The 24,350-nt window shown below is 70.2% G+C and carries 25 protein-coding genes and 2 pseudogenes; 15 read left to right on the top strand and 12 right to left on the bottom strand.

Translation table 11 applies throughout. The features are described from left to right. Positions 1 to 208: 208 nt before the first annotated feature. Together nudC and OG589_RS14190 are read right to left on the bottom strand one after the other, a co-directional pair. The gene (gene nudC, locus OG589_RS14195; protein WP_405149308.1) at positions 209 to 1,030 is read right to left on the bottom strand and encodes an NAD(+) diphosphatase; all 822 of its coding nucleotides are present in this window, start codon (positions 1,028 to 1,030) and stop codon (positions 209 to 211) included. Positions 1,031 to 1,112: 82 nt separating this feature from the next. Then, positions 1,113 to 2,033, bottom strand: a complete 921-nt coding sequence (locus tag OG589_RS14190; protein WP_405149306.1) for an SMP-30/gluconolactonase/LRE family protein — start codon at positions 2,031 to 2,033, stop codon at positions 1,113 to 1,115. Between the two features lie 106 nt (positions 2,034 to 2,139). Here OG589_RS14190 and OG589_RS14185 point away from each other — a divergent pair, with 106 nt between their 5' ends. After that, positions 2,140 to 2,598, top strand: a complete 459-nt coding sequence (locus OG589_RS14185) for an Lrp/AsnC family transcriptional regulator (protein WP_405149305.1) — start codon at positions 2,140 to 2,142, stop codon at positions 2,596 to 2,598. Positions 2,599 to 2,821: 223 nt separating this feature from the next. Here the strand turns inward: OG589_RS14185 and OG589_RS14180 are convergent, their stop codons facing one another. Continuing rightward, positions 2,822 to 3,823 (bottom strand): alkylmercury lyase family protein, encoded by a 1,002-nt coding sequence (locus OG589_RS14180; protein ID WP_405149304.1) that lies wholly within the window; start codon positions 3,821 to 3,823, stop codon positions 2,822 to 2,824. An 87-nt stretch (positions 3,824 to 3,910) separates the two neighbouring features. On the opposite strand from OG589_RS14180, the gene OG589_RS14175 reads away from it, so the two are divergent. Next, positions 3,911 to 4,318 (top strand): heavy metal-responsive transcriptional regulator, encoded by a 408-nt coding sequence (locus OG589_RS14175; RefSeq protein WP_405149303.1) that lies wholly within the window; start codon positions 3,911 to 3,913, stop codon positions 4,316 to 4,318. A 9-nt stretch (positions 4,319 to 4,327) separates the two neighbouring features. On the opposite strand, the pseudogene OG589_RS14170 reads toward OG589_RS14175, so the two are convergent. Both OG589_RS14170 and OG589_RS14165 read right to left on the bottom strand, forming a co-directional pair. Next, a pseudogene (locus OG589_RS14170) lies at positions 4,328 to 4,569 on the bottom strand (DUF5990 family protein). A gap of 169 nt (positions 4,570 to 4,738) precedes the next feature. After that, positions 4,739 to 5,626: a LysR family transcriptional regulator gene (locus OG589_RS14165; protein ID WP_405149301.1), complete on the bottom strand. Its 888-nt coding sequence runs from the start codon at positions 5,624 to 5,626 to the stop codon at positions 4,739 to 4,741. A 99-nt stretch (positions 5,627 to 5,725) separates the two neighbouring features. On the opposite strand from OG589_RS14165, the gene OG589_RS14160 reads away from it, so the two are divergent. The 5 genes and pseudogenes from OG589_RS14160 to OG589_RS14140 all read left to right on the top strand — a co-directional run bounded on the left by OG589_RS14160 (position 5,726) and on the right by OG589_RS14140 (position 10,755). Then, a complete protein-coding gene (locus tag OG589_RS14160; RefSeq protein ID WP_405149300.1) occupies positions 5,726 to 6,898 on the top strand; it encodes an alpha/beta hydrolase in 1,173 nt (390 codons plus the stop codon). Positions 6,899 to 7,025: 127 nt separating this feature from the next. Then, complete coding sequence (locus OG589_RS14155) at positions 7,026 to 7,586, top strand: hypothetical protein (protein ID WP_405149298.1); 561 nt, start codon at positions 7,026 to 7,028, stop codon at positions 7,584 to 7,586. A gap of 29 nt (positions 7,587 to 7,615) precedes the next feature. Beyond that, positions 7,616 to 8,038 carry a DUF4158 domain-containing protein gene (locus OG589_RS14150; RefSeq protein WP_405149296.1) on the top strand — a complete coding sequence of 141 codons (423 nt, stop codon included), beginning with the start codon at positions 7,616 to 7,618 and terminating at the stop codon, positions 8,036 to 8,038. A gap of 7 nt (positions 8,039 to 8,045) precedes the next feature. Then, positions 8,046 to 9,227, top strand: coding sequence for a hypothetical protein (locus tag OG589_RS14145; RefSeq protein WP_405149294.1), 1,182 nt, complete (start codon positions 8,046 to 8,048; stop codon positions 9,225 to 9,227). Positions 9,228 to 9,295: 68 nt separating this feature from the next. Beyond that, positions 9,296 to 10,755 (top strand): annotated as a pseudogene (locus OG589_RS14140) (transposase). A gap of 34 nt (positions 10,756 to 10,789) precedes the next feature. Here the strand turns inward: OG589_RS14140 and OG589_RS14135 are convergent. Next, entirely contained in the window at positions 10,790 to 11,659 is an 870-nt protein-coding gene (locus OG589_RS14135; protein WP_405149293.1) for an aldo/keto reductase family oxidoreductase, read from the bottom strand. A 132-nt stretch (positions 11,660 to 11,791) separates the two neighbouring features. On the opposite strand from OG589_RS14135, the gene OG589_RS14130 reads away from it, so the two are divergent. Beyond that, positions 11,792 to 12,235 (top strand): winged helix-turn-helix transcriptional regulator, encoded by a 444-nt coding sequence (locus OG589_RS14130; RefSeq protein ID WP_405149292.1) that lies wholly within the window; start codon positions 11,792 to 11,794, stop codon positions 12,233 to 12,235. Between the two features lie 105 nt (positions 12,236 to 12,340). Here OG589_RS14130 and OG589_RS14125 read toward each other — a convergent pair whose 3' ends face one another. Together OG589_RS14125 and OG589_RS14120 are read right to left on the bottom strand one after the other, a co-directional pair. Then, complete coding sequence (locus OG589_RS14125; protein WP_405152043.1) at positions 12,341 to 12,943, bottom strand: recombinase family protein; 603 nt, start codon at positions 12,941 to 12,943, stop codon at positions 12,341 to 12,343. A 174-nt stretch (positions 12,944 to 13,117) separates the two neighbouring features. Further along, positions 13,118 to 13,798 carry an MFS transporter gene (locus OG589_RS14120; protein WP_405149291.1) on the bottom strand — a complete coding sequence of 227 codons (681 nt, stop codon included), beginning with the start codon at positions 13,796 to 13,798 and terminating at the stop codon, positions 13,118 to 13,120. A gap of 385 nt (positions 13,799 to 14,183) precedes the next feature. Between OG589_RS14120 and OG589_RS14115 the strand changes: the two genes are divergently transcribed. Further along, the gene (locus OG589_RS14115; RefSeq protein WP_405149290.1) at positions 14,184 to 14,507 is read left to right on the top strand and encodes a hypothetical protein; all 324 of its coding nucleotides are present in this window, start codon (positions 14,184 to 14,186) and stop codon (positions 14,505 to 14,507) included. Positions 14,508 to 14,519: 12 nt separating this feature from the next. Here OG589_RS14115 and OG589_RS14110 read toward each other — a convergent pair whose 3' ends face one another. Then, a complete protein-coding gene (locus tag OG589_RS14110) occupies positions 14,520 to 15,242 on the bottom strand; it encodes a FadR/GntR family transcriptional regulator (protein WP_405149288.1) in 723 nt (240 codons plus the stop codon). Positions 15,243 to 15,454: 212 nt separating this feature from the next. On the opposite strand from OG589_RS14110, the gene OG589_RS14105 reads away from it, so the two are divergent. The 4 genes from OG589_RS14105 (at position 15,455) to OG589_RS14090 (ending at position 19,160) form a co-directional block, all read left to right on the top strand. Beyond that, the gene (locus OG589_RS14105; RefSeq protein ID WP_405152042.1) at positions 15,455 to 15,994 is read left to right on the top strand and encodes a gluconokinase; all 540 of its coding nucleotides are present in this window, start codon (positions 15,455 to 15,457) and stop codon (positions 15,992 to 15,994) included. A gap of 1 nt (position 15,995) precedes the next feature. Further along, positions 15,996 to 17,384 carry a GntP family permease gene (locus tag OG589_RS14100; RefSeq protein WP_405149287.1) on the top strand — a complete coding sequence of 463 codons (1,389 nt, stop codon included), beginning with the start codon at positions 15,996 to 15,998 and terminating at the stop codon, positions 17,382 to 17,384. A 129-nt stretch (positions 17,385 to 17,513) separates the two neighbouring features. Continuing rightward, entirely contained in the window at positions 17,514 to 17,996 is a 483-nt protein-coding gene (locus OG589_RS14095; RefSeq protein ID WP_405149285.1) for a cation:proton antiporter regulatory subunit, read from the top strand. A 6-nt stretch (positions 17,997 to 18,002) separates the two neighbouring features. Then, complete coding sequence (locus OG589_RS14090; protein ID WP_405149284.1) at positions 18,003 to 19,160, top strand: cation:proton antiporter; 1,158 nt, start codon at positions 18,003 to 18,005, stop codon at positions 19,158 to 19,160. Positions 19,161 to 19,193: 33 nt separating this feature from the next. Here OG589_RS14090 and OG589_RS14085 read toward each other — a convergent pair whose 3' ends face one another. Continuing rightward, positions 19,194 to 20,354 carry an aldo/keto reductase gene (locus tag OG589_RS14085; RefSeq protein WP_405149282.1) on the bottom strand — a complete coding sequence of 387 codons (1,161 nt, stop codon included), beginning with the start codon at positions 20,352 to 20,354 and terminating at the stop codon, positions 19,194 to 19,196. Positions 20,355 to 20,419: 65 nt separating this feature from the next. Here OG589_RS14085 and OG589_RS14080 point away from each other — a divergent pair, with 65 nt between their 5' ends. Continuing rightward, positions 20,420 to 20,977, top strand: coding sequence for a bacterioferritin (locus OG589_RS14080; RefSeq protein WP_405149280.1), 558 nt, complete (start codon positions 20,420 to 20,422; stop codon positions 20,975 to 20,977). A gap of 42 nt (positions 20,978 to 21,019) precedes the next feature. Here OG589_RS14080 and OG589_RS14075 read toward each other — a convergent pair whose 3' ends face one another. Together OG589_RS14075 and OG589_RS14070 are read right to left on the bottom strand one after the other, a co-directional pair. Next, on the bottom strand, positions 21,020 to 23,335 hold the full coding sequence (locus OG589_RS14075) for a phosphoketolase (protein WP_405149279.1): 2,316 nt from the start codon (positions 23,333 to 23,335) through the stop codon (positions 21,020 to 21,022). Between the two features lie 49 nt (positions 23,336 to 23,384). Then, complete coding sequence (locus tag OG589_RS14070) at positions 23,385 to 23,852, bottom strand: MarR family winged helix-turn-helix transcriptional regulator (RefSeq protein WP_405149277.1); 468 nt, start codon at positions 23,850 to 23,852, stop codon at positions 23,385 to 23,387. Between the two features lie 80 nt (positions 23,853 to 23,932). On the opposite strand from OG589_RS14070, the gene OG589_RS14065 reads away from it, so the two are divergent. After that, positions 23,933 to 24,346: an organic hydroperoxide resistance protein gene (locus tag OG589_RS14065; RefSeq protein WP_405149276.1), complete on the top strand. Its 414-nt coding sequence runs from the start codon at positions 23,933 to 23,935 to the stop codon at positions 24,344 to 24,346. The last annotated feature ends 4 nt before the right edge of the window (positions 24,347 to 24,350 follow it).

Genomic DNA, 24,350 nt, shown 5'->3' with positions numbered 1-24,350 from the left:
GAGCTCTGGCGACGGTCCCGGTCGGTAACCGTACGTGGCAGATGTCCCCGAGTACCGCGAGCCGCTCGGCTTCCGCATCTGCCGAATTGAGTGCGCCGAAGGATTCACCATTTGCGGCCAAGCGCTTCCCGGACCTGGCTACGGTCCGTCCGCCGGTCGATGGCCCGCCGCGCCGGCATACCGACCTGGTCGCCCTGTCGTTGTGCTGTCAGTCCTCCATGTCCAGCCAGGATTCGATGAGGAGGTTGTCGATCGAGTCGAGGTTGCCGAGGTGACCGCGGGCTCGGCGCCGCTCGCGGAGCTCGGCCCGGGTGAACCAGCGAACCTCGATGAGTTCGACACCGTCGACGTGTGTGGTGTCGCTGGCCGCACGGGCGCGGAAGCCGACCATCAGACCGGCGGGGAATGGCCACGCCTGGGAGGCCTGGTATGTCACCTCATCGACGATGACGCCGGCCTCCTCGGCCACCTCGCGCCGCACGGCGTCCTCTAGGTCCTCGCCGACCTCGACGAAGCCGGCCAGGAGTGCGTACGAGTCAGGTCCGGCTCCGGCATGGCGGGCGAGCAGGCAGCGGGCTGGATCGTCGGGCGCCTCGACCAGCGTGATGACGGCCGGTTCGATGCGAGGGAAGTGCTGGCGTGGGCAGGCCGTGCACAGCCGCACGTGACCGCCGTCGCTGGGTCGGGTAGGTGCACCGCAAGCGCCGCAGTACCGCTGGCTGCGGTGCCAGTGACACAATCCGCGGGCGTAGCCGAGCACGGCGGCCTCGGCGTTGGCGAGGCGCCCGACGAGTTGACGCAGGTCCACGGCCGTGTCGGCAGCGGCCGTCGCGAGCGCATCCGCCTCGGTGAGGGCAGACAGGTCGACGGCGAAGACCGGCGCGTCACCATCTAGGCCGAGAAAGACCGGCTCGCCGCCGGCGTCGGGCAGGCTGAGCACGTCACGGTCGCGCAGATTCAGTACTTCACGGTCGCGTAGCAGGCACCGGTCTCGCCACAGCGGAATCATTCTGCGGGTGGGGCTGGCCATCTGGTCGCCAAGCCATCTGGCGTCGCGGCGGTTGCGGACTGCCCGATCCAGTCGGCCACCGCTGTAGGGCAGTGTGCGGCACTCATCCATGAGTGGTCGGGCTCTGCGGGTATCGGGCGCCGGTGACGTTGAGGCGCAGGGCGTAGAGCGAACTGGACGCGGTGATGTACAGGTCGTTGCGCTTCGGCCCGCCGAAGGTGAGGTTGGAGACGATCTCCGGGAGGTGCAGCTTGCCGATCAGGGTGCCGTCCGGGTCGAAGCAGTGCACGCCGTCGTGGGCGGCGGCCCAGACGCGGCCGGCGTCATCGAGCCGGATCCCGTCGAAGGTCCCCGCGTCGCAGGTGGCGAAGACCTGTCCGCCTGAGAGCGTGGCGTCCTCGGTCACGTCGAAGAGGCGGATGTGCTTGTTGCGGGTATCGACGATGTAGAGCCGCCGCTCGTCGAGGGAGAACGCGAGCCCGTTGGGGCGTAGGAAGTCGTCGGCGACGATGCGGACCTCGCCGGTATCCGGTGCGATGCGGTAGACGTGGCAGGCGCCGATCTCGCTGGCTGCCTTGTGTCCCTCGTAGTCGCTGTCGATGCCATAGCTGGGGTCGGTGAACCAGATTGAGCCGTCCGCGCGCTCGACCACGTCGTTTGGGCTGTTGAGGCGTTTGCCGTCGTAGCAGTCGGCCAGCACGGTGATCGAGCCGTCATGCTCGGTGCGGGTGACCCGCCGGGTGCCCTGCTCGCAGCTGATCAGGCGTCCCTGCCTGTCCACGGTGTGGCCGTTGGTGTATCCGGCCGGCGCCCGGAACACGCCGACCGTGCCAGTGGTTTCGTCGAAGCGCAGCATCCGGTCGTTGGGGATGTCGCTGAAGACGAGATAGCGGCCGGCGGGAAGGTAGGCGGGACCTTCGGTCCAGCGGCAGCCGGTGTACAACCGCTGCGTCCACTCGTCGCCGTTGCAGCGGCGGAACCGCTCGTCGAGCACCTCGAACGTCGTCTTGATGACATCGACCATGAAGGACCCTTCCCCGAACATCGTTCGTTAATACGCTAGCATGACCATATGAGGTATGGTCAACTAGCAAGAATTGCGAGCCGACATCACCGAGGGTGGGGCGATCGTGGATGAGGTCGACCGTGCGCTGCTGACCCAGCTCCAGCGCGATGCCACCCAGGCGTACGCGGCACTTGGCCAAGCCGTGGGACTATCCGCCGGATCGGCCCATGAGCGCGTCCGTAAGCTGCGCGAACGTGGCGTCATCCGGCGCACCACGGTCGAAGTAGACCCGGACGCTGTGGGCCGGGGCGTGCTGGCGTTCGTCATGCTCGATGGCAACGCCTGGATGGGAGGCGCGACCACCCGGGAGTCTCTCGCGGCTATTTCCGAGATCGAGGAGGCGCACATCGTCGCAGGCGCCGCCTCCCTGCTTGTGAAGATCAGAACTGGCACCACCAAAGGACTACAGGCAGTGTTACGCCGCATCTTCGACATCGACGGTGTCACCGGTACCCACACCATCGTTGTCCTGGAGACCGCCTTCGAACGCCCGATCAACCTCGACCACGACGCGCCCAACTAGAGCCACCGCATCCCCGAACATCCTCATCTGCCGCGATTCGCGCGCATCCCTCCGTCCTGCGGTGACCGAACGTAGTTAGATCAAGCAGCCGTCCTGGTGGACGATGGCAGTCCTCTATCCGGCCGACGTCGATCCGTCGCCATGTGGATCTTTTATGTCAGCGTGTACCTGGCTCTGCACTCCAAGCCGTACCCCGACACCGTCCCGGGAGACCTTCGGGATGTCAGCCGGTGGCGGTCAGCAGGGGCCCGAAGATGTGCTGCCCGAGCTCCAAGGCCTCTGCCTGGTTGAGGACCGTCCCGGTCACCTCGGCATGGTCTTCCGCCCAGGCGGCGGCACTCGTGCCGCTAGTGAAGAAGTTGATGAAGCCGCAGCACACATCCGCGGCGACCGACGGCACCGCGGCATCGGGCTCGCCGCAGGCTCTGCGGCTGTCCTGCTGGCCGGTGAAGACGACGGTGCTGGCCGGCTCCCAGACCGCCCGTCCGCCGTTTGCGGGGACGATCACGGTGATCGGTTGGCCAGTGCCGGGCTCGGCTGAGGAGATCGTCACGGCGGTGCCGAGCATCGCAGCGATCCCGAGCGCGTCGATCGCGCACATCGAGAACACCGTCGGGCCGTCCTGGATCCGGACAACGTGCGGGGTGGGCGCGGCGGAGAAGGGGTAGGCCGCGCTGATCGCTCCACCGGAGTCCAGGCGCAGGAAGTCCGCGGAGTGCAGCAGGGCCAGGACTGTTCGGCCGTCAGTGCCGAACGAGGCGGCTGCCTCGTCCAGTTCGGCCGTCGACGGTGGCTTTCCGGTCTCGGCGAAGGCCCGCAGCACCCGCTGATGGACCGCGCGCAGCCCGCCCTCGACCGGCGCGAGTCGTCCCAGTCCGGCACGGCCCACCGCGTCCGGGAGTACCGGGCCGGAAGGCTCGGCGGCCTGTCTGAGTGCGAGACGCAGGGCCGCCACCGAGGGAGCGCCCCCGGTGTTCCCGGTCTCGTCGCGGTAGATCCGGCAGGACACGCTGGTCAGGGCGCCCGGGGCGGCGAACGGGTCGACGCCGTTGACGAGCAGGGTCGGGGACCCGTGCATCTCAAGTCGGGCGGCGTCCGCCTCGTCCCGGACCACATGGCGGACCAGGTGGGCGTCCGGGTGATCGGCCAGGGCCTCGGCGAGGCGTTCCAGCATGACCGGATCGTTCGGGCAATCCGGCACGGTCAGGACCGTCAACTCCAGCATGATCGCCTCCCCAGTGGCTCGTCCAGAAATCTCGACCTCGACCATAGAGGTTCCAGCGCACTGGAAGGTCAACCGTAGGCTGGGAGCATGCGTATCGGCGTTCTGGCCGCCCAGGCGGGTCTCACCGCCAAGACCATCCGGTTCTACGAAGAGTCCGGGCTGCTGGCCAGCCCTCCCCGGACTCCGGCCGGCTATCGGGACTACCCGGCCGAGGCCGTTGCGCGGCTGGCGTTCGTCCGCGATGCGCAGGCGGCAGGACTCACCCTCGCGGAGATCCGGAGCGTCCTTGTGATCCGCGACAGCGGTCAGGCACCCTGCCAGCACGTCACCGACCTAATCGACCAGCACCTGGCCCAGGTGGAGCAACGTCTCGCCGAACTCACCCAGGCCCGCACCGTCCTGGGCGACCTGCAACGCCGTGCCTCGGCCACGGACCCGGGCGGCTGCTTTGCGGACCAGGTGTGCAGCATCCTCACCGTCGCGTCCCACGACTGACGGCGGGACTCAGCGCCCGGGCGCCGACCACTGGATCAGCGGTGGCCGCACAGCCGCGCACAACGGATGGCCGTGGGCGTCGGTCAGCCCCAGACGTGCCACCAACAGGCCACTCGTCAACGCGGCGGCCAGGACGTCCGGGTCGATCCCGTCGAACCACAGTTTCGCTCGCCGGAACAGCGTGAACGTCCCGGGGTCGCCCACCGTGCCCACGACAGGTAGACGAACCGGCCTCCCGGACGGCCCTGCACGTAAGGGCCGCGAAGATCCCAGCCCGTCTCGGTCGCGGTGGCGGTGACCGCCGCCGACGGCCGGGTGGACGTGATCGGGCCTGGCCAGAGTCTCGATCATCTTGCCGACGAGCATGCTGACAACGCCTCACCGGTCATATATAAGGGGCTGAATGGCGAGATTTCGGCCTTAAGTCGCCATCAGCGAGGCGGTCAGGTGGTCGCGGAAGCGGCGGGCCGCCTCGGACACGTAGGCCCCCTCCCGCCAGAACAGCCGCAGTACCCGCTCGGCGCCGGGAGCCGCCAGCCGTACGGGAGAAAACGGCAGCTGCGATGCCGCCAGCGGCGAGTGGAGATACCACGCGGGCCCGAACCCCACGCCGAGCCCGGCGATGACCATCTCGATGCCCGTGGTGGGCTCGTCGATCTCACAGGCGACCACCAGCTCCAACCCGGCCTCGGAAAACAGCCGCTCAGCCAGCGTGCGCTGCCAAATCCCCGGCCGGGTGGTGACAACGGGTTCGCCCGCGAGGTCGGCCATGGTCACCTCCCGCCGGCCGGCGAGCCGGTGCCCGAGCGGCACGGCGAGCAGGACTTCCTCGCGGAGCAGCACGTCATGGCCCAGCCCCGGCCCGTCAAGCACCTCGGAGGCCAGGCAGAAGTCGACCTGTCCCTCGCTCAGCCGCTCGGCCATGACCTCCGGTGTCGCCTGAAAAAGACGCACGGCGACACCTGGATGCTCGGCGATGAAGCTCTTGACCGGTTCGGTGATCGTGAGCAGCGTCTCCGAGGCGAGCGAGACGCTGCCGCGGGCGAGGCCGGCGGCGTCGGAGAGTTCGCGTCTGGCGTCGTCCAGCTCGGCCAGGGCCCTGTTCACCCGGCGCAGGAATGCGGCGCCGAACTGGTTGAGGCGGATCCGCCTGCCGTGCCGGTCGAACAGCGGCACGCCCACGTCGGCCTCCAGCCGCGCGATGGTCCGGCTGAGCGAGGGCTGGGCGACGCGGAGCTCCTCAGCCGCCCTGCTGATGTGCTCGTGGCGCGCCACGGCCTGGAAATAGCGCAGCGACAGCAGATCCATTATGCCTCTACAGCTATGAATATATGGAAAAACTAGTCTTGGACAGCATATAGCGACCCTTCTAGGATCATCCGCGAGGATGCGATCTTTGGAGGTTCCGTGCCCTTCGGGTATCTGTTCACTGTGGCGCTCGTCGCTATCGGCACGCTGTTCGCGCTACGGCCGGTGCCGTTCTCGCGCCCGCTCGGCCGCGTGAGCTACTACTTCGGCCTGGCCGCCAACGAACTGCCGTTCGCGGCCTTCTTCTGGATGCTGCTGCTCCCGACGTCGCTGGCGTTCGCCGAAGGTGACATCGACTCGGCGGGCGGCTGGGCGGCCGTCGCCCTGGCCGCCGTGACCGCGATCGGGCTCGCGGTCATCGCCTACCGCGCGATGGGCGAGCGGGCCAGGATCGAGCGCGCCATGGACGAAGGGCTGGGCGCGGGGTGGCACGCCGCCATCGACGCCGACCTCAGCGTTGGACTGCGGCGCCGTCCCCCGTTGGCCCGCATCCTGCTCCTGCCCATCTTCCGGCGCCGCCTGGACGTCCGGCGCGTGGCCAACCTCGCCTACGGCGACGCGGGTCGCCGCAACCTGCTTGACCTCTACCATCACCGCTCGCGCCCGGAAGGCGCGCCCGTCATGATCCACATGCACGGCGGCACCTACTCCGGCGGCCACAAGAACAGCCAGTCACTTCCCCTGCTCTACCACCTCGCCGGCCAGGGATGGGTGTGCATCAGCGCCAACTACCGGCTACGGCCCGAGGCCCAGCACCCGGACCACCTGATCGACCTCAAGAAGATCATCGCCTGGGTACGCGGGCACGCCCACGAGTACGGCGCGGACCCGTCGACGCTGTTCGTCGCGGGCAGTTCGGCGGGCGGGCATATGGCGGCGCTGGCCGCGCTCACCCAGAACGACCCCGCCTTCCAGCCGGGCTTCGAGGCCGCCGACACCTCCGTGACCGGCGCCATCTACTTGAACGGCTGGTACGGCACCTACTTCGGCCAGGGCCCCGAGTCCTCGCCGCTGGCCCACATCGCACCGGACGCACCGCCGTTCCTCGTGGCCCACGGCGATCTGGACCCGCAGGTGCCCGCGGCAGACGCCCGGCACTTCGCCGAGCACCTACGCCAGACCTCGGCCGCCCCCGTCGTCTACGCCGAGCTGCGCGGCGGGAACCACGCCTTCGACCTGTACCACTCGGTCCGCTTCGAGGCGGTCATCGACGCGATCGAGGGCTTCACCGCCTGGGTGAGATCACGGGAAAGAAGAGCCGTAGCCGGCTAGCCGGGACGTCCGCTAATGGGTCTTCTATCGGGTGCGCGTCGTACGCCGTGGTTCCGACGGCTCATCCCAACCACGCGCCCATGTACGTGATAATTGCCTATTAGCACGTACATGAGCCATTCCGTTCATGGCTGAGCTGCGAATCTGTCCCGCCGAGCGATGCGCGGCTCGGGCACGTTATCCGGTGCATCGCGCGCGACGGACGCGTCATGACCACGGCCGTGTCCGGGCGGAAGGTCACCGCGCCTACGCCTCCGCGATCGACCGGACCATCGCCGAAGTCGGCGGCGCCGACCGACTGCTGGCCGAGGTCTCCGACCACGAGATCGGCGAAGCGCTCCTGGCCTTGTGGGGCGGGTACACAGCGGCGACGTGGAACCGGAATCGGGCCGCGGTCTCCTCCTGGCTCACCTGGTGCCGCACCAAGAAGCGGTGGGTCGCCCCGTCGGTGCCCTCCGACGCCGAACGACGCCGCGAGAACGTCGACGAAACCAAAGCCGTCGGCAAGGCGAAGATTGAACGGCTGCTATCGCGGCGCGACCTCCCACTGCGGGAACGCACCCTGTGCCCCGGGATCCGGCCTCGGGGATCAATCGAACCGTGGTTATCGGTGAGATTGATCACGGCCTCGGGGGTCGATATCACGGAAGGGATCTTCCGCGCAGGGGTTCGAAGGACGGCTCACTGATCGGGCGGAGGCCCCGCTAGCCTCGCCACGTGCCGGTTGAGTTCTTAACTGATGAGCAGGCCGAAGCGTACGGGAAGTTCACGGATGAGCCCACGCGCCCTGAGCTGGAGCGGTTCTTCTTCCTGGACGACGTGGACCGGGACCTGGTCGCGCTGCGGCGAACGCAGCATCACCAGCTCGGGTTCGCGGCGCAGATGTGCACCGTCCGGTACGTCGGCCGGTTCCTGGTGGACGACCCGCTGGACGTGCCCTGGTCGGTGATCGAGCACCTGGCCGCTCAGTTGGGGATCGAGGACCCGTCGTGCGTGAAGCGATACGCCGAGCGTCGGCAGACGGCGTACGACCACGCCTGGGAGATCCGGGACGCCTACGGCTACCACCTGTTCGAGGACGCCGAGTGGGGCCGGAAAGTTCCGGGCGTTCCTGCATGGGCGGGCCTGGACGCACGCTGAGGGGCCGGTGGCGCTGTTCAACCAGGCGGTCGGCTGGCTGCGGCGCAACAGGGTGCTGTTGCCGGGCGTCTCGGTGCTGGCCAAGCAGGTCGCCACGGTGCGGGCGGTGGCGGAGAAGCGGCTATACGCCACGGTGGCCAACTCCGCGCGGCGGGCGGACCGGTCGCTGTCGGCGGACCTGGTAGCTCTGCTAAAGGTCCCGGAGGGACGGCGGGTGTCGGAGCTGGAGCGCCTGCGCCGGCCGCCGACGCGGACGACGGGCACGAGCCTGGCGAAGGCCCTGGAGCGGGTGGACGAGATCTCCGCCTTCCAGCTGGGCAGGGTGAAGCTCGACAAGGTGCCGCCGAACCGGCTCGCGACGCTGGCCCGGGTCGGGCTGGGCTCGAAAGCGCCGATCCTGGAGCGGACCCCGGAGCCGCGCCGCACCGCGCTGCTGACCTCGGTGGTGCGGCACCTGGAGGCGTCGGCGATCGACGACGCGCTGGACCTGTTCGCGCTGCTGATGCAGGTGAAGCTGATCAGCGTGGCGAAGCGGGCCACGGACCGGGACTGGCTGGCCGCCCGGCCGCGGCTGGCGAAGGCGTCGCGCACCGTGCGGTCCGCGTACCGGCTGTGGAGCGGGCAGCTGGCCCAGGTCGCCTCGGTTGGTGCCGACCTGGACGCGGCTGCGATGTGGCGGGCGCTGGAGGAGGAGGTCGGCCCGCGCGAGGAGGTGGAGGCCGCCGCCGCGCTGCTGGATGAGTTGCTGCCGCCGGGCGACGACGAGAGCGAGGCGGAGATGCGCCGCCAGCTGGCCGGCCGCTACAACACCGTGCGCCCGTTCCTGTCCCTGCTCGGGGAATCCTCGGCGCTCGGCGCGGCCTCCGGCGGCCAGCGGGTGCTGGAGGCCGTGAAGGGGCTGCCCGCGCTCTCGCGGCGCAAGGTGAAGCTCAAGCCGCTTCTACCGCGCGAGATCGACAAGAAGCTCGTGCCGCCGGCCTGGAAGAAGGCGGTGTACTCCAATCCCGAGCTGCCGCCTAGCGCGGTGGACCGCGATGCCTACTCGGTGTGCGTGTTGGAACAGCTCTACCGGGCGCTCGGGCGCCGGGACGTGTTCGCCTCCCGTCGAACCGCTGGTCCGACCCGCGGGCCCGGCTGCTGGACGGCGCGCAGTGGGAGGCGGTGCAGGCGGACGTCCTGCACGGGCTGAGCCTGCAGGAGCCAGTGGCCGAGCACCTGGCCGGCCGGGTGCGGGCATTGGACGCGGCCTGGCAGCTGATGGCCGAGCGGCTGGAGGAGGCCGGGCAGGACGCGAAGCTCTCCTTCGAGGTCCAGCCGGGCGGCCGGCTAAAGCTGAACGTGGACCGGCTCGGGGCGCTGGGGGAAAGCAAGTCCCTGAAGTGGCTGCGCAAGACCACCGCGGCGATGCTGCCGAAGGTCGACCTGCCGGACCTTCTGTTCGAGGTCGACGGGTGGACCGGATTCCTGGACGCCTTCGTGCACCTGGGGGACGGCCGCACCCGGATGGAGAACCTGAAGACGTCGCTGGTGGCACTGCTGGTCTCCGAGGCGTGCAACATCGGCTACACCCCGGTCATCGACGCGGACGAGGAAGCCCTCACCCGGGCCCGGCTGGTGCACGTCGACCAGTACTACCTGCGGGCCGACACCATCGCCACGGCGAACGCCCGGCTGATCGCGGCCCAGGGGCGGGTGCCGATCGTCGGTCACTGGGGTGAGGGCCTGCTGGCCTCGGTCGACGGGCTGCGGTTCGTAGTACCCAGCGGACGATCAACGCCGGGCCGTCGCCGAAGTACTACCACTTCAAGAGAGGTATTACTTGGCTAAATGCCGTAAATGACCAGGTTGCGGGCATCGGGCAGATGGTCGTGCCGGGCACCCCGCGCGACTCGCTGTTCATCCTGGACACCCTGCTGAACCTGGACAGCGGGGTGAAGCCGGAGATGGTCGCCACCGACAACGCCTCGTACTCCGACATGGTGTTCGGCCTGTTCAGCATGCTCGGCTACAACTTCTCGCCCCGCTTCAAGGATCTGGCCGACCAGCGGTTCTGGCGGGCCGAGCTGCCCGGGGTGGGGAGTGGCGGGTACGGGCCGCTGGAGCCGCTGGCCCGCAACAAGGTCAACCTGGGCAAGGTGGTCACGCAGTGGCCGGACATGCTGCGGGTGGCCGGCTCCCTGGTGACCGGTCAGGTCCGCGCCTACGACCTGCTGCGGATGTTCGGCCGCGAGGGCCGCCCGACCCAGCTCGGGCAGGCGTTCATGGAGTACGGGCGCATCGCCAAGACCCTGCACCTGCTGCGGGTGGTCGACCCGGTGGACGACACCTACCGGCGGCAGATGAACCGCCAGCTCACCGTCCAGGAGTCCCGCCACAAGCTCGCCCGCGACATCTGCCACGGCAAGCGCGGGCAGATCATGCAGGCGTACCGCGACGGCCAGGAGGACCAGCTCGGCTCGCTCGGCCTGGTGCTGAACGCCGCTGTGCTCTGGACCACCCGCTACCTGGACGCCGCCGTCGCCGCGCTGCGCGAGCTGCCGGCCGACCAGCGCGAGCACGACGTCCTGGACGAGGACGTCGCCCGCCTCTCCCCGCTCAAGCACGCCAACCTCAACGTGCTCGGCCGCTACAGCTTCCGCGCCTCCACCCCAGCCGGCGGGGGCCTGCGGCCCCTGCGCGACCCAGCGGCCGGCGACGACGAGGAGAGCGAGGACTGATCCGCGGCCGGGAACATCGGAAACCGGTGCTTGTTCAGTGGCCGATGCTGTCCAGTTCGGCCACATCCTCGTCGGAGAGGGACAGTCCGGCGCCCGCGGTGTTCTCGCGCAGGTGGGCGGTGGACGAGGTGCCGGGGATGAGCAGGATGTTCGGCGAGCGCCGCATCAGCCAGGCCAGCGCGACCGACATCGGCGTCGCCTCCAGCCGACTCGCGACCTGCGAGAGGGCTTGCGACTGGAGGGGCGTGAAACCGCCCAGGGGGAAGAACGGCACGTAGGCAATGCCGTCAGCGGCGAGCTGGTCGACGAGGTCGTCGTCGTGGCGGTGGGCGAGGTTGTACATGTTCTGCACGCACACGATCGGGGCGATCCCGCGCGCTTCAACGACCTGCTCCGCGGTGACGTTACTGACCCCGATGTGGCGGATCAGACCCTCTCGCTGGAGGTCGACGAGCGTCTCGAACGCCTCGGTGATCGAGCCGGGCTGGGGGCCCTGAGCGTCGCCCATGCGCATGTTGACCAGGTCGAGGGTCTGGACGCCGAGGGAGTCGAGGTTCTCGTGGACCTGCTTGCGCAGGTCTTCGGGACGCCGCGCCACGGGCCAGCCGCCCTGCGCGTCGCGGGTCGCGCCCACCTTGGTGGCGATGAACAGCGACGACGGGTAGGGGTGCAGCGCTTCGCGGATCAGCTCGTTCGTGATGCGCGGTCCGTAGGCGTCGCTGGTGTCGATATGGGTGATCCCGAGGCTGACCGCCTCGCGCAGGACGGCCAGGGCGCCGTCGCGGTCGGCGGGCGGGCCGATGACCCACGGGCCGGCCAGCTGCATCGCACCGTAGCCGAATCGGGTGACGGTCGAGTCACCCAGCATCCAGGTTCCGCCGGGAAGAGTGGAGGGCGTGATCATCGTGGTGCCTTTCGCTTCCTGCCAGGGGTGGTGCCTCCGGGCTTCTTGCACCAGTATTCGAGACATACTTCCTTTCGGGAAGTAGGCACCCTGAAGTGCGTAACTAACCCCAAAGGGTGAGAGGCGAGGCCAGTGGCGACGACGAAGGCCGCCGAGAAGGCGCAGGCCAAGGCGGAATACAACGCGTTCATGGCGGTGTGCCCCAGCCGTCAGCTCCTCGATCGGATCTCGGACAAGTGGGTCGTCCTGATCCTGTGCGCACTGGGAGGTGACGTGCCAGACGCATCCGACCAGTCCGGCGCATCGCACGCCCCGAAGGCAATGCGCTACTCCGAGCTCTCCCGACTACTGGCTGGCGTCAGCCAGAAAATGCTGACCCAGACCCTACGAGCCCTCGAACGCGACGGCTTGCTCACCCGCACCGTGACACCCACCGTGCCCGTCACCGTCACGTACCAGCTGACCGACCTCGGCCTCTCACTCCACCACCTGACACGCGGGCTCAGACACTGGGCACAGACCCACATGGACCAAGTCCTTGCCAACCGCGAGAAAAACGACGCACGAGCTTTCTAGCGTGAACAGCGCTCTCGTCTCTGCGGAGGGGAGCGGTCCGGGCACGCCGGGCTCGGCGGCGCCGAGCTGCAGGGGCCCCTCCCTGGAGCCGGTGCTCGCCCGGGATCACCGTGTACTGCCTTCGACCTGGGCCGGGACGCGGGTGGCCCGCAGCTCCTTCAGGTCCGGGATGTGGTTGTACAGCGTCCCCGGGCTGACGCCGAGCAGGCGGGCGATGGAGGTGATCGAGTGCTCGGGGTTGGGCAGCATGTCCCGGGCGGCCCGGATGATGTCCGCGTTGACGACGGTGGGCCGACCTCCGACCTTGCCGCGGGCGCGGGCGGCGGCCAGTCCCTCGCGGGTGCCGGAGACGATCAGCTCCCGGATGAACTCCGCCAGCGCGGCGAAGACGTGGAAGACGAGCCGGCCGCCGGGCGTGGTGGTGTCGAGCCGCTCGTGTAGCGAGGTGAAGCCGATCTCGCGCCTGCGCAGTTCGCCGACCATGGTGATCAGGTCCTGCAGGGAGCGGCCGTAGCGGTCGAGGGCTGGTACCACCAGGGTGTCGCCGGCGGCGAGGAAGGCGTGGCACGCCTTCAACTCGGGCCGCAGGTCGTTTTTCCCGGATTTCTTGTCCGCGAAGATCCGGCGGCAGCCGACCGCGTTGAGGGCGTCGAGCTGGCGGTCGAGCTTCTGCCCTCCAGTGGACACCCGGGCGTAGCCGATGCGGATCTCAGTCCGGACGGCGGGCTCGGCAACCAGGAGTTCGAACTGGGCGTCTTCAAACGGCGTACTCACGCCCGGAATCCTGTCAGAAAACGGCGAGCGGAGGTTATTGAACCGCCCAGGTTTCTGAAGGAGTTTTTGAAGGCTCAGGGGTCCTCCCGGCGGGCCACCCGGCGGTCTTCAAGAAACGTTGGTTTCTTGAAGATCAACCGCATGAGGAGTCGCCTCGAGCGCCAAGATCAATCTCACCGATAACCACGGTTCGATTGATCCCCGAGGCCGGGATCCGGTACGTGGAGGCGTCTGTACCCGCAAGGCGAGGGTGAACGCGGCGATCGCGAGCGCTACCGGGACGTTGATCCAGAACACGGCACGCCAGCCCATCTGCGCGACGAGAACTCCCCCGAGTACGGGGCCGGCCGCAGCGGCAACCCCGATCGCGCTGGTACGGATGGCGACCGGCGTACCGAGCCGGTCCGGCGGGTACGCCAGCCTCAGCAGCGCGAGTGTCGCCGGTTGTAGAAGTGCGCCGAACACGCCCTGTACGGCGCGCAGGACTATCACCCAGCCGGCTTGCGGCGCGAGCGCGATGCCGGCCGAGGCGGCCCCGAAGCCGAGTACGCCGACGAACATCAGCCGCGGGTGGCCGTATCGGTCACCAAGCCGCCCGCCGATGACGAGAGGCCCGGCCACCGCGAGCAGGTAACTGGTGCTGGTCCACTGGACCTGCACCACGCTCGCGCCGAGATCGCGTCGCAGGCTGGGCTGCGCCACGAGCAGTGCCGTGCCGTCCAGCGCGACGATCACCGCACCGGCCACGCTGACCAGGAGCGCGAGGTGACGCCTTAGGGTTCTGGTCATGCGGCCGCCGGGCCGAGATGAGCGTCCAGGGCCGCCGCGACGAGCTGTTCGAGACCACCAGGTGCTCCGCCTACCGACGGGGCGTCCAGAGGCCCGACATTTGAAGCCGAGTCTTTTGGATTGAGGCCGGGGGGATGCCGAGGCGGCCCGGATGTCGCTGTCGGGGGTGGGCCGTGCTCGTGGCGGTCCCGGCTCGTCTGGAACATGCGGTCACACCCGCCGACGGTTTTTATTGGCAAGCACATTTGAATCGTCGGCAGTCCGGAGTACGGATCGCCCGATAGTGCGACATATCGTGATCTTCATTGCCATGGGATGGTGAATCTCCCGATGGCCTCCCGCGTGTCCCGGTACAGGTCACGGGGCCAGGGGTACGGCTCGGAGCATGGATCGTTCCGAGGGCCACGGCCTCGAGCCCGGGGCCCCGCCACAGCACCGAGACCGCCTCCGCCGGGACGACCGGCTGCCCTCACCGGGCCCGGGCGGCACCGGCACGCGCCACCGGCCGCCGAACGCCCGGCTGATCGCCGCGTGCGCCGGTGTGCTCGTCTTCGTGACCCTGGCGGTCTACGGGGCGGTGCACCAGGTCTGGCCGCTGTTCTTCGCCTGCTGCGTGCTGACCGCGCTCACTTCGGCGTTCACGATCGTGGAGGCCGAGCGGTGGCGGCGGGGCGACGACGGCCCCGAGCCGGGCGACCGCCCGATCTGACCCGACCGGCGGTCAGGGGGTCTTGGCGGACGGGGCGGCGAGCATCGCGCGGTTGGCCTCCTCGACGATGTCGCGCATGGCGCGCTCGGCGGCCTCGCCGTCGCCCGCCTGCACCGCCTGCGCCACCTCGGCGTGCCAGCGGATGGCCGCGGGCTCGGGGTGGGCGGGCATCAGGTCGTGGTGGGTGCGGCCGGCCAGTACCTCGGCGACCACGTCGGTGAGCGCCCCCAGCATCTCGTTGCCCGAGGCCGCGAGCAGGGTGCGGTGGAAGGCGATGTCGGCGGCCAGGTAGGCGTCAAGGTCGCCCGAGCGGCCGTGCACGGCCATCTGCATGACCGCGCCGGTGAGCGCGCCGCACTGCTCGGGGGTGGCGTGCCGGGCGGCCAGGGCGGCCGCCACCGGCTCGACGCCGCGCCGCAGCTGCCCGAGTGAGGCCAGCAGCTCGTCGCGGTCGGCGCCGTCCAGCCGCCAGCGGATGATGCGGGGGTCGAAGAGGTTCCACTCCGGCCGCGGGGCGACGGTGACCCCGACGCGGCGGCGGCTGGCGACCAGGCCCATGGACTCAAGGACGCGGATGGCCTCGCGGATCACCGAGCGCGACACCCCGAAGCGGTCTTCGAGCTGCTCGATGCGCAGCACGTGACCGGGTGGGAACGCGCCGGAGGTGATCAGGGTGCCGAGTTCGTCGAGGACGCTGCCGTGCAGGCCCGCACTGGTCTGGTCTTTGGCTCCCACGGTCGCCAATCTTCCCACGGCACGCGGCTTCGTCGTCCCTGCGGCCTGAAAGATATGATTAATTGGGCGTTACCTCTTGATTACGGATGATTATTCGTGACACCCTGTCGGGCAGTTCCACCCGAGAGGCGCCCATGAACCCCACCGATCCCCCGCCCCCGACTCCCCCGGCCGCGCCGCGTCAAACCTTCGCGGCGCCGCTGCTGGTCGTCATGGGGGTGACCGGCTCCGGCAAGACCACCGTCGGCGCGGCCCTGGCGCAGCGCCTGCGGGTGCCGTTCGCCGATGCCGACGACTTCCACAGCCAGGCCAACGTGGACAAGATGTCGGCGGGCGTCCCGCTGGACGACGCCGACCGGCTGCCGTGGCTGCGCTCGATCGGCGCCTGGCTGGCCGGCCACGTGGCCGGCGGCGGTGTGGTGAGCTGCTCGGCCCTCAAGCGCTCCTACCGCGACGTGCTGCGCGAGGCGGCGCCGGGGGTGGGCTTCGTCCACCTGCACGGCGACCAGGAGGTCGTGCGGCGGCGGGTGGCGGGCCGTCCCGGCCACTTCATGCCCGCCTCCCTGGTGGCCTCGCAGTTCCAGACGCTGGAGCCCCTGGAGGATGACGAGCGCGGCGTGGTGCTGGACCTCGGCCGCACCGTGGACGAGCTGGTGGAGGACTACCTGGCCGCCGCGCCCCCGCCCAAGACCCTGCCCGAGACCCCGCCGCCCCCGGCGGGCCCCCGTCCCCTCGCGGGCGAAGGAGAGTGAGATGAGCAGTCAGGTGAGCACCGCGCTGTTCGCCCTGGCCGCGCCGGAGGCGGCGGCCCCCACCGGGCGGCTGCTGCCCGCGGCGCTGATCGGCATCGCGCTGATCGTCTTGCTGATCACCCGGTTCAGGCTGCACCCCTTCCTCAGCCTGACGCTCGGCTCGCTGGCCGTGGGCGCCGTCGCGGGCCTGCCGATGGCCGATGTGATCACGAGCTTCACCAACGGGTTCGGCAGCACGGCGGCGGGCGTGGGCACGCTGATCGCGCTCGGCGCGATGTTCGGCAAGCTGCTGGCCGACTCCGGCGGGGCCGACGAGATCGTGGACACCATCGTCGGCCGCTCCAGCCCCCGTTCCCTGCCGTGGGCGATGGCGGCGGTGGGCGCGCTGATCGGCCTGCCGATGTTCTTCGAGATCGGGCTCGTGCTGCTGATGCCGGTGATCTTCCTGGTGTCGCGCCGCTCGGGGCTGTCGCTGGTGCGGGTCGGCATCCCGGCGCTCGCCGGGCTGTCGGTCATGCACGGGCTGGTGCCCCCGCACCCGGGGCCGCTGGTGGCCATCGACGCGCTCAAGGCCGACCTCGGCATCACCCTGGGCCTGGGCGTGCTGATCGCGGTGCCGACGGTGGCGATCGCCGGCCCGCTGTTCGCCCGGTTCGCGGCCCGGTGGGTGGACGTCCCGGCGCCGGAGCTGTTCGATGCCAGGCGCGATGAGGACGACGTGCGGCGGCCCTCGTTCGGCGTCACCGTGGCCACCGTCCTGCTGCCGGTGGTGCTGATGATGGGCAAGGCGGTGGCCGACCTGTTCGCCGCCAAGGGCACCGTGGTCCGCTCGGCGCTGGACTTCCTCGGCACCCCGCTGGTGGCGCTGCTCATCGCGGTGCTGGTCGCGATCTTCACGCTGGGGCGTGGGGCGGGCATGGACCGCAAGGCGCTGGCCACCTCGCTGGAGCGGGCGCTGCCGCCGATCGCGGGCATCCTGCTGATCGTTGCGGCGGGCGGCGGGTTCAAGCAGACGCTGGTCGACACCGGCATCGGCAAGCTGGTGGCCGACTGGGTGCAGAGCAGCGGGCTTTCGGTGCTGCTGCTGGCCTGGCTGGTCGCGGTGCTCATCCGCCTGGCCACCGGGTCGGCCACGGTGGCCACCGTCACCGCCTCGGGGATCCTGGCCCCGCTGGTGACCACGCTGGACACCGGGCAGACCTCGCTGCTGGTGCTGGCCATCGGCGCGGGGTCGCTGTTCTTCTCCCACGTCAACGACGCGGGGTTCTGGCTGGTGAAGGAGTACTTCGGCCTGAGCGTGGGCCAGAACCTCAAGACCTGGTCGGCGATGGAGACGGTGATCTCGGTGGTCGGGCTGGTGCTGGTGCTCGCCCTGAGCCTGGTGGTGTGACCAGCCGGCCGGGCAGGGGTTTCCTCTGTTCGCTCCATGCTAATCTCACTGGTCGTCCCGTATATGGGTACAAATCCGTTGTCGGGCGAAGGCAATGACCGTCGTACAGCTGAATGGGGCGAGAGCTCGGTGGAGATCGAACAGACAGCGCTGCCGGGCATAGGGCTCAAACATGAGTTCACCACCCAGTCCGGCCGCAGGATCGCCGTGGTGTCCCACCGCGGCGGCCGGCGCGACCTTGTCATATACGACCGGCACGACCCCGACCGGGCGTGCGAGGCGGTCCAGCTGAACGACGAGGAGGCCGACGCGCTGGTCGAACTGCTCGGCGCGCCCCGCATCGTCCAGCGGCTCAACGCCCTGCACCGCGAGGTCGAGGGGCTGGTCAGCGTCCAGCTGCCGATCCTCGACGACTCCCCGTACGCGGGGCGGCCGATGGGGGACGCGCGCGTGCGCACCCGTACCGGAGCCTCCATCGTGGCGGTCGTGCGGGGCGGTCAGGTCCACGCCAGCCCCAACCCCGACTTCCCGCTCGCCAGCGGGGACGTGGTCGTGGTGGTGGGCAGCCCCGAGAGCACCTCTGCTGTCGCCGACATCCTGTCCCACGGATAAGCCGGCGTGCACACGGCAATACTTTTCATCGAACTCGGCGGTATCGTCCTCGCGCTCGGCGTGCTCGGAGCGCTGGCGCTGCGTGCCGGAATCTCCCCCATCCCTCTGTACCTGCTGGCCGGGCTCGCGTTCGGCCAGGGCGGCATCCTGCCCCTGGCGACCAGCGAGGACTTCATCGCGGTCGGCGCCGAACTCGGGGTCGTACTGCTGCTGCTGACCCTCGGCCTTGAGTACAACGCCGACGAACTGGTCACCAGCCTGCGCGGCAACGCCCGCGGCGGCCTGGTGGACCTGGTGCTCAACGCCGCCCCCGGCGCGGTCGCCGCCCTGGTGCTCGGCTGGGGCCCGGTCGCGGCCGTGGCCATGGCCGGAGTCACCTACGCGACCTCCTCCGGCATCACCGCCAAGGTGCTGTCCGACCTCGGGTGGATCGGCAACCGCGAGACCCCCGTGGTGCTGTCGCTGCTGGTCTTCGAAGACCTCACGATGGCGCTGTACCTGCCGATCCTCACCGCGATCCTGGCCGGCGTCAGCCTCATGGGCGGCGCGATCACCGTCGCGATCGCGCTGGCCACCGTCAGCGTGGTCCTGCTGGTCGCGCTGCGCTACGGCCGGTTCATCGAGGCGTTCGTGGCCAGCCCCAACTCCGAGGTGCTGCTGCTGAAGGTGATGGGCCTCGCCCTGCTGGTGGCGGGCGTGGCCCAGCAGCTGCAGGTGTCGGCCGCGGTCGGCGCGTTCCTGGTCGGCATCGCCCTGTCGGGCGAGCTCGCCCACGAGGCCCGGGCGCTGCTGATCCCGCTGCGCGACCTGTTCGCCGCGGTGTTCTTCGTGTTCTTCGGGCTGCAGACCGACCCGGCGGCGATCTGGCCGATGGCCGGTACGGCCGCGCTGCTCGCCCTGATCAGCATGGTCACCAAGCTGACCACCGGCGTCTACGCCGCCCGCCGCGCGGGCATCGCCAAGGCCGGGCAGGCCCGGGCCGGCATCGCGCTGATCCCGCGTGGCGAGTTCAACATCGTCATCGCCGGGCTCGCCGTGGCGGCCGGGGCGCACCCGGACCTCGGGCCGCTGGCCGCGGGGTACGTGCTGATCCTGGCGGCGTTCGGGCCGCTCGCGGCCCGGCTGCTGCAGCCGCTCATCACGGCCGTCGCCCGCCGGGCCTGACCCCTGCGCACCCGGTGACCGGGGCGCGCCCGCCTAGCCGGCGGCGCGCTCGGGCACCGGGCGCCGCCGCTGGGCGGGATCGGTCAGCGCCGGCGGGCGCCAGGCCCCGTCGGGGTTGTACACATCGGTGCCGGGCGGCACGATCTCGTCGATCAGGTCGAGCGTCGCGTCGTCCAGGGTGAGCGAGGCGCCCTTCAGCAGGTCCTCCAGCTGCTCCATCGTCCGCGGCCCGACGATCACCGAGGTGACGGCCGGATGCGCGGCCGCGAACGCCACCGCCAGCTCGGGCAGCGAGCGGCCGATGCCCTCGGCCACCTCCACCAGCCGCTCGACCACCTCCAGCTTGGCGGCGTTGCGCGGGATGGAGGGGTCGAAGCGGGCCGGGGTGAGCGCGGCGCGGCCGGTGGACAGATCGACGGGCCGGCCCTTGCGGTACTTGCCGGTCAGGAAGCCCGAGGCCAGCGGGCTCCAGGTCAGCACCCCCATCCCGTAGCGCCGGCACACCGGCAGCACCGAGGACTCCACCCCCCGGGCGAGCAGCGAGTAGGGGGGCTGCTCGGTCCTGAAGCGCGGCAGGCCGCGGCGCTCGGCGACGTGGTGGGACTCGGCGATCTCCTCGGCCGGGAAGGTCGAGCAGCCGAAGGCGCGGATCTTCCCCTGGCGCGTCAGGTCGCCCAGGGCCGACAGCGTCTCCTCGATGTCGGTGGTGTGGTCGGGGCGGTGGACCTGGTAGAGGTCGATCCAGTCGGTGCGCAGGCGCCGCAGGCTCTCCTCGACCTCCTTGACGATCCAGCGCCGGGAGTTGCCGCCTCGGTTGGGTCCTTCGCCCATCGGGAAGTGCACCTTGGTGGCCAGCACGACGTCGTCGCGGCGGCCCTGGAGCGCCTTGCCCACGATCTGCTCGGACTCCCCCGCCGAGTACATGTCGGCGGTGTCGACGAAGTTGATCCCCTGGTCGAGGGCGGCGTGGATGATGCGGGCGCACTCGTCGTGGTCGGGGTTGCCGACGGCGCCGAACATCATGGTCCCGAGGCAGTGGACGCTCACCTCGATGCCGGTGCCGCCGAGGACGCGGTAGCGCATGGTCATGCTCCCTTGCTGGTCGTCGCGGGCGCCGCCCGGCCCGGCCTTTCTGGGGCGGCCGGGGCCCGGCGGCGGCTCGTACCCTAGGAGCTGGAGTCGGCTCCAGGTCAAGCCGGTCCCCGGGTAATCGGACGCCGCACCGCATTTCCGGCGTTCGGCGTGGGTACACCGACCACATGGCCGAGTTTCTGACGGATATCCAGGCCTTGCGGGATCGCGCGCGGGCGGAGATCGACAAGGGCCCCGTGACGGCGGCGTACGGCGCCGACCTGCCACGGGTCATCCAGGTGTGCAACGAGGCCCTGGCGACCGAGATCGTCTGCGTCCTGCGGTACAAACGGCACTACTACACCGCCACGGGCATCCACGCGGAGCCGGTGGCCAAGGAGTTCCTGGAGCACGCCGCCGACGAGCAGCGGCACGCCGACATGCTGGCCGACCGCATCTCCCAGCTGGGCGGGGATCCGGACTTCGACCCGGCCAGGCTGAGCAGCCGGGCGCACACCCAGTACGACGGGAGCCTCAACCTCGTCGAGATGATCAAAGAGGACCTGGTCGCCGAGCGCGTCGCCATCGCCTCCTACACCGAGATCGCCCAGTGGATCGGCGACGGCGACCCCACCACGCGTCGGGTGTTCGAGGAACTGCTGGCCGACGAGGAGGACCACGCCGACGACCTGGCCAACCTGCTGGACCGGCTCCCGTCGCAGATCGGCGGGCGCGGCAGCTCCTGAGCCCTTCCCGCCCGGCGGGGCCGGAAGGGCTCGGCGGCGCCCCTAGTGGGGCCAGGTCCAGTCGCGGATCTCCGGGGCGTCCTCGCCGTGCTCGCGGGTGTAGGCGCGGGCGCGCTCCCGGGCGTCGGTCATCTCCTGCCGCAGGTGGGCGCACCGCTCCCCGAGCCCCGGCACGCGGTCGATGACGTCCATCACCAGGTGGAACCGGTCGATGTCGTTCATCATCGCCATGTCGAACGGGGTGGTGGTGGTGCCCTCCTCCTTGTACCCGCGCACGTGCAGGTTGTCGTGGCCGGTGCGCCGGTAGGTGAGGCGGTGGATCAGCCACGGGTAGCCGTGGAAGTTGAAGATGACGGGCTTGTCGGTGGTGAACAGGGCGTCATAGGCGGCGTCGGGCAGCCCGTGGGGGTGCTCGGTGGAGGGCTGCAGCCGCATGAGGTCGACGACGTTGACCACCCGCACCTTCAGGTCGGGCAGGTGGCGGCGCAGCAGGTCGGCGGCGGCCAGGGTCTCCAGGGTCGGCACGTCGCCGGCGCAGGCCAGCACCACGTCGGGTTCGCCTCCCTCGTCGGTGCAGGCCCACGGCAGGATGCCGAGGCCCCGGGCGCAGTGCGCCACCGCGTCCTCCATCGTCATCAGGTCGAGCACCGGCTGCTTGCCCGCGACCACGACGTTGACGTAGTCCCGCGAGCGCAGGCAGTGGTCGGCCACCGACAGCAGCGTGTTGGTGTCCGGCGGCAGGTACACCCGCACCACGGTGGCCTTCTTGTTGACCACCACGTCCAGGAAGCCGGGGTCCTGGTGGCTGAACCCGTTGTGGTCCTGACGCCACACGTGCGAGCTCAGCAGGTAGTTGAGCGAGGCGACCGGGCGCCGCCACGGGATGTGCCTGCAGGCCTCCAGCCACTTGGCGTGCTGGTTGAACATCGAGTCGACGACGTGGATGAACGCCTCGTAGGAGTTGAACAGCCCGTGGCGCCCGGTGAGCAGGTAGCCCTCCAGCCAGCCCTGGCACAGGTGCTCGCTGAGCACCTCCATCACCCGGCCGTCGGGGGCGAGGTTCTCGTCGGTCGGCAGCCGCTCGGCCATCCACGCCCGGTCGGTGACCTCGAACACCGCCGACAGCCGGTTGGAGTCGGTCTCGTCGGGGCCGAGCAGCCGGAAGTTGACCGGGTTGGCGGCGATGACGTCACGCAGGAACCCGCCGAGCACCCGGGTCGGCTCGGTGGTGGCGGTGGCCGGCGCCTTGACCTCGGTCGCGTAGTCGCGGAAGTCGGGCAGCACCAGCGGCTTGAGCAGCTCGCCGCCGTTGGCGTGCGGGTTGGCGCTCATCCGGCGCGGCCCTTGTGGCACCAGGGCGTCGATCTGCCCGGACGGGGCGCCGTGCCGGTCGAAGAGCTCCTCGGGCCGGTAGGAGCGCATCCACTCCTCAAGGGCCACCAGGTGGTCGGGGTCGTCGCGCACCCCGGTCAGCGGCACCTGGTGGGCGCGCCAGGTGCCCTCCACCGGGTGGCCGTCGACCTCCTTGGGCCCGGTCCACCCCTTGGGCGTACGGAGGATGATCATGGGCCAGCGGTCGTCGGACCCGGCCTTGACCTCGGCGATCTGGTCGAACACCGTGTCCAGGGTCTCGGCCATCAGCCGGTGGGTCCGCGCCGGGTCGTCACCGGCGACCACGTGCGGGCGGTAGCCGTACCCCTCCATGAGCTTGAGCAGCTCCGGCTCGGGGATCCGCGCCAGCACCGCCGGGTTGGCGATCTTGTACCCGTTGAGGTGCAGGATGGGCAGGACCGCGCCGTCCCTGGCCGGGTTGAGGAACTTGTTGGAGTGCCAGCTGGTGGCCAGGGCGGCGGTCTCCGCCTCGCCGTCCCCGATGACGCAGGAGACCACCAGGCCGGGGTTGTCGAACGCGGCGCCGTAGGCGTGGGCCAGCGAGTAGCCGAGCTCGCCGCCCTCGTTGATCGACCCCGGGGTCTCGGGGGCGGCGTGGCTCGGGATGCCGCCCGGGAAGGAGAACTGGCGGAACAGGTGCGCCATCCCCGTCTCGTCGCGCGAGACGTAGGGGTAGATCTCCGAGTAGGTGCCCTCGAGCCAGGCGTGCGCGACCGTGGCGGGGCCGCCGTGCCCGGGCCCGGCGATGTAGATCATGTCCAGGTCGCGCTGTTTGATCACGCGGTTGAGGTGGGCGAAGCAGAAGTTCAGGCCCGGCGTGGTGCCCCAGTGCCCGAGCAGGCGCGGTTTGATGTGCTCGGGCCGTAGCGGCTCCCGCAGCAACGGGTTGCCGAGCAGGTAGATCTGGCCGACCGACAGGTAGTTGGCCGCGCGCCAGTAGGCGTCGATTCGCTCCAGCTCATTCATGTCTATGAGGCTTCCCGCCTGGCGGGGGATATGCCAGAGACCTTGGTCCTCAGCTCGGCTGGGACGCTCCCTCGGCCGCGGTGTCCAGGGCGGCGGTGACCCGGCCGAGGACGCGGCGCAGGTGGCGCAGCTCACCCTCGTCCAGGCCCGTGGCGGCGAACACCCGGGCGGGCACCTGCGCGGCGCGCCGGCGCAGCGCCGTCCCCTGCGGGGTCAGCCGTACGCGCACCGACCGTTCGTCGCCGCCGTCGCGCTCGCGGCGCACCAGGCCCGCCGCCTCGAGCCGCTTGAGCAGGGGCGACAGGGTGCCGGAGTCCAGCCGCAGGGCCGCGCCGAGCTCCTTGACGGCCGGCGGGTCCCCCGGGCGCCTTTCCCACAGCACCAGCATCACCAGGTACTGGGGGTAGGTGAGGCCGAGCTCGCGCAGCTCGCGGCGGTACAGGCCGTCCATGGCGCGCGAGGTGGCGTGCAGGGCGAAGCAGACCTGGTTGTCCAGCCGCAGCGACTCGTCCTCCATACCCGTATCCTACAACTTGACTGCGCACAATTGAATTGTGCACAATCAATAGGTCGTCTTCCACGAGAGAAGGACCCCTGATGAGCGCGCTGTACACCGCGATCGCCACCGCGTCGGGCCGGGAGGGCCGCGCGGTCTCCTCCGACGGGCTGCTGGACGTCACGCTCGCCCCGCCCGCCTCCCTGGGCGGCAGCGGCCAGGGCACCAATCCCGAGCAGCTGTTCGCCGCCGGATACGCCGCCTGCTTCGCCAGCGCGCTCGGCCTGGTCGCCCGCCGGATGAGGCACGATGTGTCCAACGCCTCGGTCACCGCCGAGGTGAGCCTGGTGCCCGGCGAGGGCGGCGCCTTCGGGCTCGCGGTGACCCTGCGGGTCGAGCTGCCCGACGAGCTGCAGGGCGAGCCGGGCCGGGCGCTGGTCGAGGCCGCCCACCAGGTGTGCCCCTACTCCAACGCCACCCGGGGCAACATCCCGGTCGAGCTGGTCGTCGAGTGACACC

The organism is Sphaerisporangium sp. NBC_01403 (assembly GCF_045040145.1).
In the GTDB taxonomy this organism is placed as follows: Bacteria; Actinomycetota; Actinomycetes; order Streptosporangiales; family Streptosporangiaceae; genus Sphaerisporangium; species Sphaerisporangium viridialbum.
Note: the sequence above shows the minus strand (reverse complement) of the source record. Positions and strands in the feature narration are given on the sequence as shown.